At 66.6% G+C, this 17,632-nt stretch carries 14 protein-coding genes; 10 read left to right on the top strand and 4 right to left on the bottom strand.

Annotated features, from left to right (window positions below; genetic code table 11):
* Nucleotides 1-174 precede the first annotated feature (174 nt).
* Entirely contained in the window at nt 175-972 is a 798-nt protein-coding gene (pssA, locus tag J7J50_RS07385) for a CDP-diacylglycerol--serine O-phosphatidyltransferase (protein WP_215060916.1), read from the bottom strand.
* A gap of 110 nt (nt 973-1,082) precedes the next feature.
* Here pssA and J7J50_RS07390 point away from each other — a divergent pair, with 110 nt between their 5' ends.
* The 3 genes from J7J50_RS07390 (at nt 1,083) to J7J50_RS07400 (ending at nt 4,685) form a co-directional block, all read left to right on the top strand.
* Nucleotides 1,083-1,586 (top strand): DUF4124 domain-containing protein, encoded by a 504-nt coding sequence (locus J7J50_RS07390; RefSeq protein WP_251044476.1) that lies wholly within the window; start codon nt 1,083-1,085, stop codon nt 1,584-1,586.
* A gap of 216 nt (nt 1,587-1,802) precedes the next feature.
* A complete protein-coding gene (locus J7J50_RS07395) occupies nt 1,803-3,524 on the top strand; it encodes a proline--tRNA ligase (RefSeq protein ID WP_215060917.1) in 1,722 nt (573 codons plus the stop codon).
* A gap of 765 nt (nt 3,525-4,289) precedes the next feature.
* A complete protein-coding gene (locus J7J50_RS07400; RefSeq protein ID WP_215060919.1) occupies nt 4,290-4,685 on the top strand; it encodes an H-NS histone family protein in 396 nt (131 codons plus the stop codon).
* Nucleotides 4,686-4,845: 160 nt separating this feature from the next.
* Here J7J50_RS07400 and J7J50_RS07405 read toward each other — a convergent pair whose 3' ends face one another.
* Complete coding sequence (locus J7J50_RS07405; protein WP_215060926.1) at nt 4,846-6,096, bottom strand: threonine/serine exporter family protein; 1,251 nt, start codon at nt 6,094-6,096, stop codon at nt 4,846-4,848.
* Nucleotides 6,097-6,294: 198 nt separating this feature from the next.
* Between J7J50_RS07405 and J7J50_RS07410 the strand changes: the two genes are divergently transcribed.
* From J7J50_RS07410 to J7J50_RS07435, 6 genes are all read left to right on the top strand, one after another.
* Complete coding sequence (locus J7J50_RS07410; protein ID WP_215060928.1) at nt 6,295-7,416, top strand: ABC transporter permease; 1,122 nt, start codon at nt 6,295-6,297, stop codon at nt 7,414-7,416.
* A gap of 85 nt (nt 7,417-7,501) precedes the next feature.
* Nucleotides 7,502-8,362 (top strand): ABC transporter ATP-binding protein, encoded by an 861-nt coding sequence (locus tag J7J50_RS07415; RefSeq protein WP_215060930.1) that lies wholly within the window; start codon nt 7,502-7,504, stop codon nt 8,360-8,362.
* Nucleotides 8,359-9,243, top strand: a complete 885-nt coding sequence (locus J7J50_RS07420; RefSeq protein ID WP_215060932.1) for a CPBP family intramembrane glutamic endopeptidase — start codon at nt 8,359-8,361, stop codon at nt 9,241-9,243. The genes J7J50_RS07415 and J7J50_RS07420 overlap by 4 nt, the downstream gene beginning before the upstream one ends.
* A gap of 34 nt (nt 9,244-9,277) precedes the next feature.
* Complete coding sequence (locus J7J50_RS07425) at nt 9,278-10,219, top strand: MlaD family protein (RefSeq protein WP_057944176.1); 942 nt, start codon at nt 9,278-9,280, stop codon at nt 10,217-10,219.
* Between the two features lie 56 nt (nt 10,220-10,275).
* Entirely contained in the window at nt 10,276-10,953 is a 678-nt protein-coding gene (locus J7J50_RS07430) for an ABC-type transport auxiliary lipoprotein family protein (protein WP_215062830.1), read from the top strand.
* Between the two features lie 200 nt (nt 10,954-11,153).
* A complete protein-coding gene (locus tag J7J50_RS07435) occupies nt 11,154-12,350 on the top strand; it encodes a glycoside hydrolase family 16 protein (RefSeq protein ID WP_215055996.1) in 1,197 nt (398 codons plus the stop codon).
* A gap of 208 nt (nt 12,351-12,558) precedes the next feature.
* On the opposite strand, the gene J7J50_RS07440 is transcribed toward J7J50_RS07435, so the two are convergent.
* Nucleotides 12,559-13,149 (bottom strand): alpha-ketoglutarate-dependent dioxygenase AlkB, encoded by a 591-nt coding sequence (locus J7J50_RS07440; RefSeq protein WP_215055995.1) that lies wholly within the window; start codon nt 13,147-13,149, stop codon nt 12,559-12,561.
* Between the two features lie 293 nt (nt 13,150-13,442).
* Here J7J50_RS07440 and J7J50_RS07445 point away from each other — a divergent pair, with 293 nt between their 5' ends.
* Nucleotides 13,443-15,110 (top strand): electron transfer flavoprotein-ubiquinone oxidoreductase, encoded by a 1,668-nt coding sequence (locus tag J7J50_RS07445; RefSeq protein ID WP_215055994.1) that lies wholly within the window; start codon nt 13,443-13,445, stop codon nt 15,108-15,110.
* A 167-nt stretch (nt 15,111-15,277) separates the two neighbouring features.
* On the opposite strand, the gene J7J50_RS07450 is transcribed toward J7J50_RS07445, so the two are convergent.
* Nucleotides 15,278-17,602, bottom strand: coding sequence for an FG-GAP-like repeat-containing protein (locus tag J7J50_RS07450; protein WP_215055993.1), 2,325 nt, complete (start codon nt 17,600-17,602; stop codon nt 15,278-15,280).
* Nucleotides 17,603-17,632 lie beyond the last annotated feature (30 nt).

Genomic DNA, 17,632 nt, shown 5'->3' on the forward strand with positions numbered 1-17,632 from the left:
GCGGAGCGGCCGCTGTCGGCGCGGGCCGGCGCGGGGCGCGCATCGCCGGCGCGTTCGCCTTCCTGCGCGAGCGCGGGCGCGGCCGTCGTCTCGGTGCCTGCCAGGGCCAGCACCGTGTGTCCCATCGCCTGCAGCCACTCGCGCTGTTGCGCGCTCCACAGTTCGCTCATGCGCTCAGCTCTCGTTCTTGGGCGGCGGCGCGGCCGCGGCGTCCGGCGCCGGCGTGCGCCGCATCCGCCGCCAGATGGCCTGGACCGGGCCGGACAGCGCGTACGGGGCGAAGATCGCCAGCAGCACCCGCGGCGGGTCGATCGCGATCGCCACCAGCACCGCCACCACCACCAGGATCGCCAGGAACGGCACCCGGTCGTTGCGCGGGCCGCTGCCCTTGAAGCTGACGTAGCGCAGCCGGCTGACCATCAGCAGGCCGGCGAGGGTGGTCACCGCCAGCGCGCCGTAGCGCAGTTGCTCGCCGTCCAGGTCGAAGCTGTGGCAGGTCCATACGAAGCTGGCCACCAGTCCGGCCGCGGCCGGGCTGGCCAGGCCGATGAACCAGCGCTTGTCCACCTGGCCGACCTGGGAATTGAAGCGCGCCAGCCGCAAGGCCGCGCAGGCGGCGTACAGAAAGGCGCCGACCCAGCCGATCTTGCCCGGGATCACCCCGTCGAGCTTGGTCGATTCCAGGGCCCAGTGGTACATGACCAGGGCCGGGGCCAGGCCGAAGCTGATCAGATCGGCCAGGGAGTCGTACTGGACCCCGAATTCGCTCTGGGTATTGGTCAGCCGGGCGACCCGGCCGTCCACGCCGTCGAGGATGGCGGCGATGAAAATCGCCATGCAGGCTTCGTCGAAACGCCCCTGCGTGGCGGCGATAATCGCGTAGAAGCCGGCGAACATGCCGCCGGTGGTGAACAAATTAGGCAGCAAATAGATGCCGCGGCCGCGCGGGCGGGGCGAGGGTTGAGGTTCCATAACTGGGAAGTGTAGCGCTTGCCTGCGCCCCGGCAGGATGCTGCAATTCGCGTTCCCCCGCCGTACCTTAGTCCCGGCTGTTCCGCCCTGCCCCGCTTCCGGAGCCACTCATGTCCCGCATGTCCCGTCTTTCCGCCCGTCGCGCCCTTTCGGCGCTGGGCCTGAGCGCCGCCCTGGCCGTCGTGCTGGCCGCGCCGGCCGCCGCCACCGAGCTGTATCAGTGGAAGGACGCCCAGGGCGTCACCCACTATTCCGACTCGCCGCCGCCCAGCCAATCCGGTCAGGTCAAGAACCGGGTGATCAAGAACAAGACCGGTACGCCGACCCAGTCCGCCACCGTCACCGCCTCCAGCGAGAGCAGCCAGTGCATCACCGCGCGGGCCAACCTCAAGCAGTTGCAGAGCTCGGCCCAGGTCGGCGTGGACAGCAACGGCGACGGCAAGCCCGACAACGTGCTCGACGCCAAGCAGCGCCAGGCCCAGGTCGATCTGGCCCAGACCTCGATCCGCGCCTACTGCACCGCGCCGGCCACGCCCGGCGCTCCGGCCGCGGCGACCTCCACGCCGAGCACCGCGCCCAATCCGCCGGGCGGGCCCAGGAAGGCCGACAGCTGACAGGTTCGGCAGCGGGGATTCGGGATTCGTCCCGGGTCTTCGCCATCGTAACGACGACGCCGGACGCCGCACTGCGGCGGCCGGCGTTTTGTTTTGCGCGGCCGCCGTCGAAGCGCGAGGAGTCCGCCGTTCCCCGCTTCGGCCAATCCCCGATCCCAGTCCCGAATCCCGGCTCATGGCAAACTGTTCGCTTTCCCAGCCCGCGAATTCCCCACGATGCGCCTGTCGCAGTTCCACCTCCACACCAGCAAGGAAACGCCCGCCGAAGCCGAAATCGTCAGCCACAAGCTGATGCTCAAGGCCGGCATGATCCGCAAGCTCGCCGCCGGCCTGTACACCTGGTCGCCGCTGGGCCTGCGCGTATTGCGCAAGGTCGAGCGCGCGGTGCGCGAGGAAATGAACGCCGCGGGCGCGATCGAAGTGCTGATGCCGGCGGTGCAGCCCAAGGAGCTGTGGGAGGAAACCGGGCGCTGGGAGAAATTCGGCGGCCAGTTGCTGAAGATCAAGGACCGCAAGGAAGCGTGGTATTGCTTCGGCCCCACGCATGAGGAAGTCATCACCGACTTCGCCCGCAACGAGCTGTCCAGCTACAAGCAGCTGCCGGTCAATTTCTATCAGATCCAGACCAAGTTCCGCGACGAAATCCGCCCGCGTTTCGGCGTGATGCGCGCGCGCGAGTTCCTGATGAAGGACGCCTATTCCTTCCATGTCACCGACGAGGACCTGGGCCGCGAATACCGCAACATGTACGACACCTACGGCCGCATCTTCACCCGCTTGGGGCTGAAGTTCCGCGCCGTGTTCGCCGACACCGGTGCGATCGGCGGCAGCGCCTCGCACGAGTTCCACGTGCTGGCCGATTCGGGCGAGGACGCGATCGCTTTCTCCGACGGCTCGGACTACGCGGCCAACGTCGAACTGGCCGAAGCGCTGGCGCCGGGCGCGCGCGCCGCGGCCGGCGAAGACCTGCGCAAGGTCGATACCCCGACGCAGAAAACCTGCGAGGACGTCGCCGCCCTGCTCGGCATCGGCCTGGCGCGCACGGTCAAGTCGGTGGCGATCATCGGCAGCGACGGCGAAGGCAAGCCGCAGTTCGCCCTGGCGCTGGTGCGCGGCGATCACCTGGTCAACGAGATCAAGTTGTCCAAGCTCGCCGGCCTGGCCGAGTACCGCCTGGCCACCGAAGCGGAAATCCTCGAACACCTCGGCGCGCAGCCGGGCTTCCTGGGGCCGGTCAAGCCGCTCAAGCCCGTGCGCGTGATCGCCGACCGCAGCGTCGCGGCCATGGCCGACTTCGTGGTCGGCGCGAACGAAAACGGCTACCACCTCGCCGGCGTCAACTGGGGCCGCGATCTGGCCGAGGCCGATGAAGTCGCCGACATCCGCAACGCCGTCGCCGGCGATCCCTCGCCCGACGGCAAGGGCACCCTGGGCATCGCCCGCGGCATCGAGGTCGGCCATGTGTTCCAGCTCGGCCGCAAGTACGCCGAAGCGATGAAGCTCAGCGTGCTCGACGACAGCGGCAAGGCCGCGACTCCGGCGATGGGCTGCTACGGCATCGGCGTATCGCGCATCGTCGCCGCGGCGATCGAGCAGAACTTCGACGACGCCGGCATCGCCTGGCCCGAGGCGATGGCGCCGTGGCAGGCGGTGGTGTGCGTGATCAATCCGAAGAACGACGCCGCCGTGGCCGAAGCCGCGCAGGCGCTGTACCAGGACCTGCTCAAGGCCGGCGTGGACGCCGCCCTCGACGACCGCGGCCTGCGTCCGGGCGCGATGTTCGCCGACATGGAACTGATCGGCGTGCCGCACCGGGTGGTGGTGTCCGAACGCGGCTTGGCCGCGGGCAGTTTCGAATACCGCCACCGCCGCGCCAGCGAGGCGGAGAATCTCGACCGCGCCGCGGTGCTGGCTCGGATCGGCGGCGCGACTCGGTAAGCCGGGGCCGCGCTCGCGGCTGGGCGATTAAGAATCACTAAAACCGTCTTGCCCGCGGGCAACCAGAGCCCCTCTCCCGCTGCGGGAGAGGGGTTGGGGTGAGGGCCGAGCAGTCGCGGAACTCCACGCGAGAGCATTCGCGCCTTCGGCGCTCCCCCTCACCCCAGCCCTCTACCCGAAAGAAGTCACCTTGGGTGGCAAGCGGGAGACGGAGAATGGCGAGAGAGAGGGAGAAGATGCGGTTACGGTTTGCTAGCCGCTCTAAACCCGCCGCCCTCCATCGCGGCAACAGCGACGATTATTTTCGCCGCCCCAAGGGTAATCCCGGCAAGAGTTTGGGGTCGGCCCTGAGCCGTCCTTCACACCATCGCCTAATCGGCTTTTATAAGCAGGTTTCGTGCCTGCTTTCCAAACCGCCGCCGCGCGGCACGAAACCGGTGGCGCCGGGTTTGGATAAATCCGTCTAAAACCCTTCGACGTAATCCCCGCCGGTCATGCCGCGCAAGCCCGATTCGCCCGCTTTCGCCGGCAAAACGGCCGAATAGCGCTGGATAAACGACAAGCGTGTGGCCCGCCCCGACGCCACGCGAGGGTATCGCGGTTAACCGCGGCGCCGACGCCGCGATTCCGCCGCCGCGCGCGACCGGCGCCCCCAATATCGGGGTATATATCTTTGCGTACGTTTACGGCAGACTGCGCTGCCATTAGTATGCTGCCGCGCGCCAGGGACTGGCCGTTTTCCGACCATTACTCCCCGGAGGCTCCATGTCGATCGATCTGTCCTCGTTGTCCGCGAAAGAACTCGAATCCCTGATCAGCCTGGCCAAGAAGCGCAAGACCACGTTGAACAAGCGCAAGCCGATCGCGGCGGTGCGCAAAAGAATCAGCCAAGTGCTCAAAACCGAGGGTTACACCCTGGAAGAACTGTTCGGTGGCGCCGCTCCGGCCGCTGCCCGCAGCGCCGGCAAGGCCAGCAAGGCCGCCAAGCCGGCCACCGCAGCCGCCACCCGCAAGGCGCGCAAGCCGTTGGGCAAGGTCGCCCCGAAGTACCGCAACCCGGCCAATACCGGCGAAACCTGGACCGGCCGCGGCAAGCAGCCGCGCTGGCTCGCCGCTTATACGGCGCAGGGCAAGAAGCTGGAAGATTTCCTGATCAAGTAATCTGGACGAAAAACCAAAATCAAACGAAAACGCCGGCCTTAAGCCGGCGTTTTCATTGGAGCCGTGATTAGGGATTGGAGATTAGGGATTAGCAAGAGCAACGGCAACAACAACACCCCGCCGCCCCAATCCCGAATCCCCCGCCCCCAATCCCAGCCCCTCAAAGATTCCGCCGAGAAGGCAACAGCAAGTTCCCGAATATCAACCCCGCGATCAGCGCCAGCAGGATATTGATCACCGCCAGGATCGCGTCCTGGCCGACGTTCACGTCCTGCTGCTGGATCATCGTCAGCAGCCCGCGCAGGCTCACGCTGCCGGGCACCAGCAGGATGATCCCGGGCACCCGGATGATCGCCCCGGGCCGATTGCCCCAGCGCGCGTAGGCGTTGCCGATCGCGGTCATGATCAGGGCGGCGAGGAATATCCCGGCCGGGCTGCCCCAGGCCAAACCCACGAACCGCGAAATCAGATAACCGGCCGCCGCCGAGGCCATGACTTTCAGGTAATCGTTGCGATGAGCCCGGAACAGCACCGCGAAGGCGTACGAGGCCACCGCCAGTCCGGCCCATTCGACCCAGGATTCCTGCGGCCGCGACGCCCGCACCACCGGTTCCAGGCCGACCAGATCGGCCAGGTACAGGCCGATGACCGTGCCCACCGCGAGTTTCACCACCGTGGTCACCGCGCCGGCGAATCGCGCCGTGCCCGACACCAGATGCTGGCTGGTCAATTCGTTGACCGCGTTGGTCAGCGCCATGCCGGGCAGCAGCACGATCAGCGAGGCGATGATCACCGTGTTCTGATTCAACGGCGCGATGAAATTCGCCACCAGCAGCACCGAGGCCGCCGCGAACATGCCGGCGATCGCCTCCAGCGCTTCGCGCAGGCGCGGGCGCTGGCCGGAAATATCCACCAGCAGGCCGATCATCAATCCGTTCAACGCCGCCACGCCGATGTCCAGCCACGGCAGCCGCAGCAGACTGGCGACCGCGCCGGCGGCCAGGCCGTAGCCGAACACCTGCATCGCGCGCCAGCGTTTGCTGCGCGGCCGGTCCAGCGCCTCCAGCGCGGCGTGGCCGGCGGCCAGGTCCAGATTGCCGGCCATCACCTCTTCGGCGATGCGGTCGGTTTCGCTGAGCCGGTAGAGGTCGTTTTCGCCCGGCGGCAGGCGGATGACGCGGGTGGTGTCGCTGTCGCCCAGGGGCCGGTTGGGATCGCTGAAGGTCAGGATCAACCCGGTCGGGTTCGACCACGGCTCGCATTCCAAACGCAGTTTCTGCGCCACCGCCGTCACCGCGCCTTCCAGGCGCTGCGCGGTCGTGCCGTAACTGTGCAGACGCTCGGCCAGCTCGACCACGAAGGCGATGCGGGCGGCGTAACTGGTCGCGCTGAGCGGATGCGGGGTGGACATGTCCGCGCAAGGATCGCATGGGGGGACGGGAATCGGGAATCGGGAATAGGGAATCGGATAAAGCAAACGCGGTCGGCGGTTGATCGCATCCTTCGAGGTTTCGATTCCCGATTCCCCATTCCCGATTCCCGTCCCCCCAAAACTGCACGCAACACTCACCATGCCGTCCCTAGCCTGTATCCTCCCGCTCGAGGCCCTATGACCGTATCGACCACGCAAGCGCCGGAAATCGCCGCCGATGGCCAAGCGCCCTCGCGGCTACGCCTTTCCGGCTGTTGGACGCTGGAACATGCGGTGACCATCGGCAGCGTGCTCAAGCACGTGCCCGAGGGCGTCAGCGAAATCGACGCGACCGGAGTCGAGCGCCTGGACTCGGTCGGCGTGCTGCAGCTGATGCGCTACGCGCGCCGCCACCAGATGGATTTCGACGCCACCTTCAGCTTCCACGACAGTCATCGCGCGCTGGTCAGCGCGATCGAGGACGTCGCCGACGAGCGCCCGAAGAAGAAACGCGAATACGGCTTCCAGGCCGCGCTCGCGCGCCTGGGCTTCGCGGTCACCGACAACTGGAAGGAAGTGCTGGCGCTGGTCGCCTTCTTCGGCGAAACCCTGGTCAAGATGCTGCGCTTGTTCAAGAACCCGGGCCGCTTCCGCCCGACCGCGACCGTGCATCACATGGAGCAGGTCGGCCTGGACGCGGTGCCGCTGATCGCGCTGCTGTGCTACCTGGTCGGCGCGGTGGTGGCGTTCCTGGGCTCGACCATCCTCAAGGATTTCGGCGCGACCATCTTCGTGGTCGAGCTGGTCAGCATCGCCTTCCTGCGCGAGTTCGGCGTGCTGCTGACCGCGATCGTGCTCGCCGGCCGCACCGCCAGCGCCTTCACCGCGCAGATCGGCGCGATGGTCAGCCGCGAGGAAGTCGATGCGATCCGCACCCTGGGCATGGACCCGATCGACCTGCTGGTGATCCCGCGCGTGCTGGCGCTGCTGGTGATGCTGCCGCTGCTGACCTTCATCGCGATGGTCGCCGGCCTGCTCGGCGGCCTCACCGTCGGCGCCTACGGCCTGGACATTCCACCGCAGCAATACCTGGCGCGCATGCACGACACCATGCAGCTGCGCCACTTCCTGGTCGGCATGTCCAAGGCGCCGATCTTCGCCCTGCTGATCAGCCTGATCGGCTGCCTGGAAGGCCTGCAGGTGCAAGGCACGGCGCAATCGGTCGGCGAACGCACGACCTCCAGCGTGGTCCAGTCGATTTCGCTGGTGATCGTTCTCGACGCGTTCTTCGCGATCTGGTTCATGGAGATGGGCTGGTGATTCGGGCGGGAATCGGGAGTCGGGAATCGGGAGTCGTTGAAAAGCGTGCTGCGCTCGCGGCTGCCAAATTCGCGGAGAAGCCGCTTTGACGATTCCCGATTCCCGATTCCCGATTCCCGACGCCGTCGAAGACGACGTCATCATCCGCATCCGCGGCCTGGTCAATCGCTTCGGCGACCAGGTCGTGCACGACGGGCTGGACCTGGACGTCAGGCGCGGCGAGATCATCGGCGTGGTCGGCGGCTCGGGCACCGGCAAGTCGGTGATGATGCGATCCATCCTCGGCCTGCGCCGGCCCAATGCCGGCGAGATCGAAGTGCTCGGCATCGACGCGCGCAATCCCGATCCGCGCCTGCGCCGCGAGATCGAACGCAACACCGGCGTGCTGTTCCAGGACGGCGCGCTGTTCTCGTCGCTGACCGTCGGCGAGAACGTGCAGGTGCCGCTGAAGGAGTACCACGGCGACCTGCCCGATTCGCTGCGCTACGAACTGGCGCTGCTGAAGGTCAAGCTGTCGGGCCTGCCGGCCGATGCGATCGACAAGCTGCCCTCGCAGTTGTCCGGCGGCATGCGCAAGCGCGCCGGCCTGGCGCGCGCGCTGGCGCTGGACCCGCCGCTGCTGTTCCTCGACGAACCCACCGCCGGCCTGGACCCGATCGGCGCGGCCGCGTTCGACCGCCTGATCCGCACGCTGCAACAGGCGCTGGGCCTGACCGTGTTCCTGATCACCCACGACCTGGACACGCTGTACGCGATCTGCGACCGCATCGCCGTGCTGGCGGACAAGAAGGTCATCGCCTGCGCGCCGATCGAGGAGGTGGAAAAGCTCGATCATCCGTGGGTGCAGGAATATTTCCACGGCCCGCGCGCGCGCGCCGCCCAGGTCGCGCGCGACAAGAACGTGGCTGGCACGGCGCACAAGCCGTCGGATGCGCAGGCAGGATGACCGGGCTGCTCGCGCACGCCGACACGCAGTGGAGCGTGTCGATCTGGGGACTGCTGTGTGCGGCCGCGGCGCTGCTGTGGTGGCCGCGGGCGCGCAAGGCCAGCCTCGCGTTGCTGACGGTGGCGATGGTCGCCGCCCTGGCGCGCGGCCTGCTCGATCCGCTGGCGCTGATGTCCTTCGCCCTGCTGATCCTGGCCGCATGGCTGGTGATGCCGGCGCGGGCCAAGGGCGCGCGCATCGCCGGGCATGTCTTGTTCGTGCTGGTCGCCTTCGCCCTGGGCCTGCACCTGATGCCGGGGTTCCACAACCCGCAGTTGCTCCAGGACCTGCGGCTCACGCCCGATTCGGCGCCGATGTCGCTGTACTTCAACTTCGACAAACCGCTGGCCGGGTTCTGGCTGCTGCTGTGCTGGCCGCTGCTGCGCCTGCATGGCGAAGGCGAACGGCCGGTCGCCGCTTCGCTGGCCGCGGGTCTGATCGGCGCGACAGTCGCCGGCGTTTTGTGCCTGGGCTTGGCGCTGGCTTTGCACCTGCTTACATGGGCGCCGAAATGGCCGGCCTTCGGCGCGCTGTGGGCGCTCAACAATCTGCTGCTGGTGGCGCTGACCGAAGAAGCCATGTTCCGCGGGTATCTTCTCGAATCGCTGCAGCGGCGCTGGCGCGAGGTCCGGCACGGCGCGACTTACGCCACCATGGTCTCGGCGCTGGCCTTCGGCCTGGTGCATGCCGGCGGCGGCTGGCGCTGGGTCGTTCTGGCCACGTTGGCGGGACTGGCTTACGGTTGGGCCTATCGCAAGGGCGGCCTGCTCGGCGCCGTACTCGCCCATTTCGGCCTCAATCTGCTGCATTTCACCGTGTTTACCTATCCCATGCTGGCATGATGCCGGCCAGGGCTTCATCGCTCAAAGGTGCCTGATGGAAACCAAGGCCAATTACGTCCTCATCGGTGCGTTCACGATCGTCGTGACGCTGTTCCTGCTGTTGTTCGCGCTGTGGGCGGCCAAGTATTCGTCCGAGAAGAGCTGGCGCGAGTACGCGGTGATCTTCAACGAACCGGTCACCGGCCTGTCGGAAGGCAGCACCGTGCAATACAACGGCATCGGCGTGGGCACGGTGCAGCAGCTGAGCCTGGCGCCGGACGATCCGCGCCGGGTCATCGCCAAGCTGCGCCTGCAGGCCGACGCGCCGGTGAAGACCGATACGCGCGCCAAACTGTCGCTGACCGGCATCACCGGCACGCCGATCATCCAGCTCACCGGCGGCAGCCCCAACAGCCCGGCGCTGGCCGACGCCGAGGGCAGTGGCGAGATTCCGATCATCCAGACCGAAGCCTCGGCGCTGCAGAACATCGCCGACACCGCCAACCGCCTGGTCGCGCGCCTGGATCAGGTGCTCAGCGACGACAACGTCAAGCACGTGTCCAACACCCTGGCCAACATCGAATCGCTGACCGGCTCGATCGCCGACCAGCGCGGCGACCTGCGCGAGCTGATCGCCAACGCCAAGAAGTCCAGCGAACAACTCAGCGCCACCCTGACCACCACCAACCGCGCGGTGGAAACGGTGGATCGCGAACTGGCCGGCAAGCTGCCGGGCATCATCAACAAGCTCGACAGCACCCTGACCAAGCTCGACTCGGCCGCCAACGGCGCCAACGGCATCCTCAACGACAACCGCGCCGCGATCAGCAGCTTCGCCAACGACGGTCTGGCCCAGCTCGGCCCGACCCTGAGCGAACTGCGCTCGCTGGTGCGCGATCTGCGCCGGATCAGCGACCGCCTGGACAGCAATCCCACCCGCTACCTGCTGGGCCGCGACGCGACGAAGGAATTCGAGCCGGAGAAAGCCGCGCGATGAGCCGCCCCTCGATGCGTTCGCCCGACCCTGCGATGACGACTGCGAAGACGACGACCATGACGACGACCCGCGCGCGCAACCGCCCGCTCTTCACCGCCGCGCCGCCGCGCGCGCTCGCCGCCGGCCTGGCCGCGCTGCTCACGCTCAGCGGCTGCTCGTCGATCCTCGGCGAAAAACCCAAGACCCCGACCGTCCAGTACGCGCCCGATCCGCGCGTGCAGGCCGATCCGGCCTGGCCCGACGCCAACTGGCAGTTGGCGGTGAGCGCGCCCAACGCCGCGCGCATGATCGACAGCCTGCGCATCGCCGTGCGTCCCAGCGGCAACGAAATCCAGGTCTACAAGGGCGCCGCCTGGGCCAAGCTGCCCAGCAGCATGATCGAGGACGCGTTGCTGCGCACGCTGGAGGACTCGGGCAAGATCGCCGCGGTCGCGCGCCAGGGCGCGGGCATCGCCGCGGAGTACAAGCTGGTGCTGGACCTGCGCCGCTTCGAATCCGACTACGCCGGCAACGCCACGCCATCGGCGGTGATCGAGATCAACGCCAAGCTGATGCACAACGCCGATCAGAAAGTGGTCGCCTCGCGCACCTTCCTGCAATCCAGCCCGGCCGCGAGCGTCGAAGTCCCGGCGGTCATCAACGCCTTCGAGCAATCGATGCAGACCGTCGTCACCCAGATCGCCGGGTGGACGCTGACTTCGGGCGATGCGCACGAGAAGACGCACAAGCGCTGATCCGCCTGTCGCGCCGACGCCGGTCACCGACAACGGTCATGCGCGAGCGTGGCCGTTTTCGTTTGCGGCGACAGCTTGCCGACAGCTTTTCGACAGGTTCGCGCAAACGTTGTAATCGGTGACTGCCAACACAAGCCGCGCCACGGCGCGCTCCTAGACTGCGCGGCGCCGATGCCTGGCGCAGTTTCCGGAGAAAAATCATGACCGCACCGTTCTCGCAGCGCCGCCGCGTCAGCGCGCGCCGCACCCTGCTCACGCTCGCGCTCGCGCTGGGCGTCGAGCTTCTCGCCTTTATCGGCCTGGCCCAGGCCACGCCGGCGGGCACCATCGATTATGAAAACGTCGACGGCACGCCGCTGCGCGCGATCGGCCGCGACATCCAGGCGCCGGTCGCGAATACCAGCGTGCTGTTCGGCGCGCGGTTGCTCAATCCGCAACCGGTCACCTACGATCAGATCGTGTTCGCGGTGCGCGACGCGTCCGACCGCAATTTCGACCTGGGCCATCAGAACAACTACACCGTCGGCGCGACCCAGCGCGAGCTCACCGCGAGCGGGCAATTCCCGGCCGGGCAGTATCGCTACTGGCTGTCGTACTACGCCGGCGGGCAATGGACCAATCTCGCTCCCGAGCGCAGCTTCACCGTCGCCGCCGCACCGTCCGGCGGCGATCCGGTCAATACCCGTCCGCTCGGCGCCGGCAGCAACTGGGTCTACAAGTTCGGCGACGAATTCACCGCCGCCGCGGTGGACTGGAACAAGTGGGCCGACAATTCCTCGGCCGAATCCGATAACGGCCACGGCAATCCCGGCAACCAGCAACTGGAGTGGAATCAGGCCGCCAATTGCTCGGTCGGCAACGGCGTGCTGGCGATGCAGGCCAAGCGCGAACGCGTGCGCTCGCCGTCGGGGCGCTACTACGACTGGACCTCGTGCCTGCTGTCCTCGCACAAGCGCTACAACTTCCGCTACGGTTTTATCGAAGCGCGCATGAAACTGCCGGGCGTGGCCGGTTTCTGGCCGGCGTTCTGGACCTTCCAGGCGCCCGGCGCGCAGCAGTGGAACGAAACCGATGTGTTCGAGTATTACTCCGACAACAAGAGCCGGCTGTACTTGAATCAGTATGTGATCAAGAACGGCACGGAGGATCTGGACAGTTACATCCACACCATCGGCTTCGATCCGAGCGCGGGTTATCACGTCTACGGCGCCGAGATCGCGCCCGACGCGACGCGGTTCTATGTGGATGGGCAGCTGGTTCGTACGACTCGCAATATCAGCCAGATCGAAACATCGATTCTGGTCGATCATTTCGTCTATGCGGGCAAGCCGCCGGCTGCGGGTACGCAGTCGGCTACGACGTATGTGGATTACGTTCGCGCTTGGCAGCGGCCTTGATTCGCGCAGGTTGAGGGTGATGCATCGTTCCGGTTGCGGGTGCGCCGCAATCGGAACGAAAGGCATCGGGCCTGAAGGCCCTCCCACAAAAGCGTTGGGACTGAAGGCCATTCCACAAAAGCCATGCGGGCTTCGGCCACTTTTGTGGGAGGGCCTTCAGGCCCGATGCTTTTCGCTCAGCTCGCGATAACCCAGCAGCAAACCCCACTCACCGCCGCCCGATCACCCGAAACGTCAAATTGATCCGCTCCCCCACCGGCTTGGCCGTGCGCGGCAATGCATGCCGATAATTCGCCTGCGTCGCCCCGGACATCACCAGCAAGCTGCCGTGCCCCAATTCCAACGCCGCCTTCAACGACGCATCGCGGCGATGCTTGAGGGTGAAGCGCCGGCTCGCGCCGAGGCTCAATGAGGCGATCACTGGCGCCGGCCCGAGTTCGGGTTCGTCGTCGCTGTGCCAACCCATCGCGTCGCGGCCGTCGCGGTAGCGATTGGCCAGCACGCTGTTGAACGGTGCGCCGAGTTCCTGCGCCAGCCGCAGGCGAATCCCGAGCAAGGCCGGCGGCCAAGGATGCGGACGGAAATCGGCGCCGGAATAACGGTAATGCGCATCGGGATCGCCGATCCAACTGCTCAATCGCGGCGAGTCGTGCTCGCGGCCGAACAATCGGATGCGATGCACCTCCCAGGCGACTTCATCCAGCACGGCCGCGTACAAGGCGTCGGCCGCCTCATGCGCGAGCCAGTGCGGATCGAAGGCGAGTTCGGCGCCTTGCAGCGGCAGCGGTTTCACGGGCATGCAGCACGCTAGCACGCGGCCGCGCGCCGCCGCGATCCGGATCTTGCGGCCGGCATCGCACTCCTGCGCCGTAAAGGCGCCCCCGCCGATCGCCCGCGAACCAGCCGCCAACCATGCCCCAAATCCGTGCCCGCCGGCCCTCCGGGCGCCCGATCGCGCCCCGATGGCGGCCCGCTCGCGACCGGCCCGCCATCGCGTTTAAAACGGTCCGGCGTCCGGATCGGCCCGCCGCGCTTGGCCCATCCGGGCAAACCCGCGACAATAAGCGGATTGCACGCACGAGTACCGCCAGCATGAGCGAACAGCCGATCGATTCGGTCCAGCCGTCCGACACGCCAGCCATCGAGATCGAACGCGACGTCATGGAGTACGACGTCGTCACCGTCGGCGCCGGCCCGGCCGGGCTGTCGTTCGCGATCCGGCTTAAGCAGCTCAACCCCGAGCTGTCGGTGTGCGTGATCGAAAAATCCAGCACCATCGGCGCGCACATCCTGTCCGGCGCGGTGATCGAACCGGGCCCGCTCGACGCGCTGTTGCCGGGCTGGCGCGACAATCCGCCGCCGATCTGCGTGCCGGCCGGCGAGGACGAGTTCTGGCTGATGACCAAGACCGGCGGCTACAAGTCGCCGATCGTGCCGCCGGACATGAACAACCACGGCAATTTCATCGTCAGCCTCGGCGCGATGTGCGCGTGGATGGCGCCGCAGGCCGAAGCGCTGGGCGTGGAAATCTATCCGGGCTTCGCCGCCGCCGAGACCCTGCACGATGCCGACGGCCGCGTCGCCGGCGTGCGCATCGGCGACATGGGCATCGCCAAGGACGGAACGCACAAGTCCGGCTTCACCGCCGGCATCGACATCCGCGCCAAGGTCACCGTGTTCGCCGAAGGCGCGCGCGGCCATCTGACCAAGCGCCTGGTCAAGCGCTTCAAGCTCGACGCCGACAGCGATCCGCAGGGGTATTCCATCGGCATCAAGGAACTGTGGCAGGTGCCGGAAGACCGCGTCACGCCCGGCAAGATCGTGCACAGCGTGGGCTGGCCGGCCGACAGCCACACTTACGGCGGCAGCTTCCTGTATCACCTGGACAAGGGCCGCATCGCGCTGGGCTACGTCAGCGGGCTGGATTACCGCGACCCCGACTACAAGCCGTGGGAAGCGTTCCAGCAGTGGAAGAACCATCCGATGATCAAGCCGCTGCTGGAAGGCGGCAATCTGGTTTCGGCCGGCGCGCGCGCGATCGTCACCGGCGGCTGGCAGTCGCTGCCCAAGCTGGACATGCCCGGCGCGCTGCTGATCGGCGACACCGCCGGCCTGCTCAACGTGCCCAAGATCAAGGGCACGCATCAGGCGATCCGCAGCGGCATGCTCGCCGCGGAACATCTTGCCGCGCAGCATGCGGCGGGCGCGCTCGACAGCACCGGTTTCGACGCCAAACTGCGCGCCTCCAACGCCATGGCCGAGCTCAAGAAGGTCCGCAACATCAAGCCCGGTTTCAAGAAGGGCTTCTGGTTCGGCATGCTCAACGCCGCATGGGAAACCGTCACCGGCGGTCTGTCGCCGTGGACGCTGAAGAACAAGGCCGACTGGCCGTCGCTGCAGAAACTGAGCGAGGCGGAAAAGCCCAAGCGCGATTACATCGATCGCACGCTGGCGCCGCGCGACCGTCTGGCCTCGGTGTATTTCGCCGCGACCGAACACGACGAAGACCAGCCCGTGCACCTGAAGGTCGCCGACACCAACATCTGCATCACCCAATGCGCGGAAGAGTACGGCAACCCGTGCACGCGCTTCTGCCCGGCGGGCGTGTACGAAATCGTGGAAGAAGCCGGCGCCAAGCGCCTGCAGATCAACTCCGCCAACTGCGTGCACTGCAAGACCTGCGACATCAAGGACCCGTACGAGATCATCAACTGGGTCACGCCGGAAGGCGGCTCGGGTCCGAACTATCAGAACTTGTAACGCTACCCGCGCCGCGGCCGGGTAAATAAAAAAGGCGCGATCGTGAAGATCGCGCCTTTTTCGTTTGCCTCGGCGTCAGCGCCTCGGGCTCGATCGATCAATCGAACAGCCGCACCTGAAGATGATGCGGCTATTCCCCGACACAGCCCGGGGGCTTCATCCATGGGTCAATTGATGATCCAAGCGCTGTCGTAGCCGCCGAAGTCGTACATGCTCAAGCCTCCGGCGCCATTGCCCAACCAGATCTTGGCGAAGTAACCATTGCTCCACAAAATATCGTTGTTGCCATCGCCATTGAAGTCCGCCGTTTTGACGATGCGGAAACCGCTACCTGCCCCGCCCGGGCAACTTGAAGAATTCAGCGTCCCGCCGTTCATGAACAACATGCACAGAACGCCGTCTTTCGCCATCAAAATGTCGGCTTTACCGTCGGAATTCATGTCAGCCGCGGCCGACATCGTCCAACTGCCATCGTAGCCGCCGATATCCTGCATCGACGAGAAACCTCCCGCACCGTTGCCGAACCACAGCTTCAGGTAATTGCCGTTGGTCCAAAGCAGATCGACGCGGCTATCGCCATTGAAATCGGCGGCGGCCAGAATTCGGAAGCCGGCGCCCGCTCCACCCGGGCAACTTGCCGAAGCCAATGAATTGCCGCTCATGAAATACACGCACAGCACACCGTCTTTGGTCACGAGCAAGTCGGTCTTGCCGTCGGAGTTCATGTCCGCGGACTTATCGATCAACCACGTGCTGTCGTAAGTAAACACCGATTGCTGCGTCGCCGTGCCACCGGCCCCGTTGCCGGTCCACAGTTTGAGGGCGTAGCCGTTGCTCCACATGACATCGGGCACGCGGTCGCCATCGAAATCGCCCGTGGACACGATTCGGTAGCCGTTACCGACCGCGCCAGGACATTGGTTGGAGACCAAGCTCGCGCCGTCCATGAGGAAGTAGCACAACACCCCGTCGCTGTTCCTGACCATCAAAAGGTCCGACTTCCCGTCGCTGTTGTAGTCGTCCTTGGCGCTGAGCGGCACCACCGTGGCGCGGAACGCCGCGGCCGTGGGCATGGTCTGAGTCAGCGTGCGCGCGTTGTCGGCCTGATTCTCCACGCCGCAGGCGCGTCCGCCGCACAAGGTCACGCGCGGGTTGGAGAACACCCGGTACGCGGTCTGGCCCTGATCGCCGTAGGCCATGATGTCGTAGAAGTTGCCGCCGGCGGCATCGGTCTTGTAACCGAAGGAATACACGAACGCACCGTACTTCAGCGTGCCGCCCGTGGTCGCGGTTTCGCGATCGTGCTGCGCGCCCATGTTGTGGCCGAGCTCGTGGGCGAAGGATTCGTCGCGGCAGAAATACGTGGTATTGCCGTCCTGCTGGCGTCCGTCGCTGACCACCGAATAGCCGTTGCCGGCCGATCCGGTGGTGTACGGCTGGCGGTCGCCGCCGATCAACCAGGCGATGCCGCAGCCGTTCTGGGTCTGGCGGTCATACTTGCGCACCAGCGAAACCAGATCGGCGCCGTACTGGTCGCGCGCCGCGCGCAGGGCGTTGAACGCCGGGTCGACCGGCGTGGTGCGGGTGCCGGTGAGTTTCTCCAACGCGTCGCCGTTGTCGGTGTTGTCCGGATAGTTCACCTGCATCGCATGCACCAGGCGGATGCGCGCGTCGATCTGGCTGTTGATGTAAGCCTGATTGGTGATATCGACCAGATTGTTGATGCGGGTCTGCGCTTGCGAAGCGCCGCCCAGGCCGGCGGCGAAACCGTTGCTGTAACCGACCAGCACATCGACCGTGGTCGCGGCCTTGGCCGCGGCGACGGCGGCGGCCGCCAACGGGTTGGACTGCGAATCCGTGGCGGCGCCGACGGCGGCGCTGGGAATCAGGAAATCGTCGCGATGCCCGGCGCCGAACTGCTTCTCGACCAGGGCCAGCTTGACCGGATCGGTTTCCACCAGCCAGGCCTTGCCGTCGCGCATGGTCAGCTTCAACGCCGGCTTGCCGTCCTGGTCGATCGCGCCGAACGCGGCGCGTTCGCCGAAGGTGATGATCGCCTGCTGGACGACGCCGTCGCGATCGACGCGGCCGACCCAGGTCCAGTCGCCGCCGGGATGTTCGATGTGGCGCTCGTAGCAGAAGTCGAGCTGCTCGCCCGACGGGGTGGTCAGGCTGAGGTGGCCCTGCGCGATCGCGGCGATCGCATGGCGTTCGCTCAGATCGACCGGATGCCAGGTGTAGGCGCCTTCGCTGATCGTGGCGCGCGGATCGGAATAGCCGACCAGCTCGCCGCGGTCCGGCCATTGGCCGAAACCGACGCGGCGCTTGGCCGCGAGCGGCAGTGCGCGTGCGTATGCGGCGGGGCCGGCGTGCGCGCTCGCGGACGCCGCGGTTGCGTCCTTGCGTGCGCCTTCCGACGATGAATCGCGGTCCGTGGAAGTGCAGCCCGCTCCGCCAAGGAGCAGAGCAGTGACAAGGAACAAATTGCGCATGACGAACCAGCCGGCGGGGGATAGCAGCGC

It is taken from the genome of Lysobacter sp. ISL-50 (assembly GCF_018612875.1).
Taxonomy (GTDB): domain Bacteria; phylum Pseudomonadota; class Gammaproteobacteria; order Xanthomonadales; family Xanthomonadaceae; genus Lysobacter.